Source organism: Streptomyces sp. NPDC047043 (assembly GCF_040644055.1).
Taxonomy (GTDB): domain Bacteria; phylum Actinomycetota; class Actinomycetes; order Streptomycetales; family Streptomycetaceae; genus Streptomyces.
Genome location: NZ_JBEYVO010000093.1, coordinates 1 through 1458, shown reverse-complemented (window position 1 = coordinate 1458; position 1458 = coordinate 1). Strand labels below are relative to the sequence as shown.

Below are 1458 nucleotides of genomic sequence, written 5' to 3'. Positions count from 1 at the left end.
CCCAATGCCGTTGCTTTACGTGGTTGCGGGTTGGGGTCGTTTGATGCGGACTGCTCGGGCGCCGGTGTGGGTGGGTTGGGGCCAGGTGTGGTGTTCGGCCCGTTTGAGCCGGTAATTGGACATCTTGCGTTTGACGACGCGGGGCTGGCTTCGCAGGCGTCTGGCGGGCAGCATGCGTTCGAGCAGGTCGTGCTGGAGCAGGACCAGAGTTCTGACCAGCAGCTCAGGGGGAAAAGCTGCCCGGTGTGACAGTCACGCTGCGCCGGGCGGAGCGCAGGGTTTCGGTGAAGGAGACCCGGTCGGCATCCAGGCCCCGGGTGGCGGCGGTTCTGACCATCAGTTCGCGCAGTGCGTGGTGAACGAGCAAGTGGGCCCAGATCTGCTGCAGGACGCCGTCGGGGGTCTTGCTGCTCAGCACGGTGCGGGCGCCGCGCTGATGGGTCTTGAGCTCGGCGAAGACGGCTTCTGCCTCCCAGCGTTCGTGGTAGAGCGCGGCCAGCTGGCGGGCGGGATAGCGGCGGGCATCGGCCAGGGTGGTCACCAGCCGGTAGTCCTCGACCGCCTGGCCGGTGCCGTGCAGCTGGTAGGCCACCACCCGCACCGTGACCGGATCGGTGTGGGCGCGGTCGGTGTGGGCATGGATGCGCGAGAGCCAGGAGCCGTCCCGCAACATCCGCTCCACGGGCAGGATCCGGTTGGCGGGCACCCGCCACAACAGATCGGCGCCGCTGTCGGTGAAGGCCCGCCACAACGGCACGCCGAGAAACTCCCGGTCGGCCAGGACGAGCTGGCCCGGCCCGCAGGAACGGGGCAGGCGGCCGACCAGAGTGACTTCGCCGGTGCGGCAGCCGGCCAGCTCCGCGTCCAGCACGAGATGGGTGCCCACCTCGATCAGGCAGGCCATCCGCACCTGGGGAAAGCAGGACTTGTCGGGGCCGCGGCTGTTTCCGGGACGGCCGAAGGCGGCCTCGTTGGCCGCGCTGTCGGCCACGTCCCAGCAGGTGCCGTCCACCGCCAGCAGCCGCAGTCCCCGCCAGAAGCAGCCCGGGGTGGCCTCGGTGCCCATCGGCTTTGCGGACGTGGCAAACAGCACCCGCAGCGGCTCCGGACCCAGCCGCTGGCGGGCTCGAAACAGCGACGACTTCGCCGGGATGTGCCAGTCGCCCAGCAGCCCCTGGCCCCGCAGCCCCTCGACCAGGTGCCGCATCACCTCCAGATACGGCGCCGGGGAGAACAGAGCCAGTGCGAGCACGAAGTACACCACCAGCCGGGCCGGCAGCAGGCGTCTGCGATGCTCCGCACGACCACAGGCGGCCACCACACGATCCACCAACCCCGGCGGATACACCCAGGTCAGCAGCCCTAACCCCGATAACTCACCGACATCTGCAGACACCCGAACCACCCCCGGGACCACTGCACAGCAGCGTACGCCCGCCAGCTAAAACAACGGCATTG

General features: G+C 69.4%; 2 protein-coding genes. One reads left to right on the top strand and one right to left on the bottom strand.

Annotated features, from left to right (window positions below; translation table 11 throughout):
- The coding region (locus tag ABZ880_RS54395) for a hypothetical protein (protein WP_361279426.1) at positions 1 to 249 on the top strand (249 nt) is incomplete at its 5' end.
- Here ABZ880_RS54395 and ABZ880_RS54390 read toward each other — a convergent pair.
- Complete coding sequence (locus ABZ880_RS54390; RefSeq protein ID WP_361279424.1) at positions 224 to 1396, bottom strand: IS4 family transposase; 1173 nt, start codon at positions 1394 to 1396, stop codon at positions 224 to 226. The genes ABZ880_RS54395 and ABZ880_RS54390 overlap by 26 nt on opposite strands.
- Between the last annotated feature and the right edge of the window lie 62 nt (positions 1397 to 1458).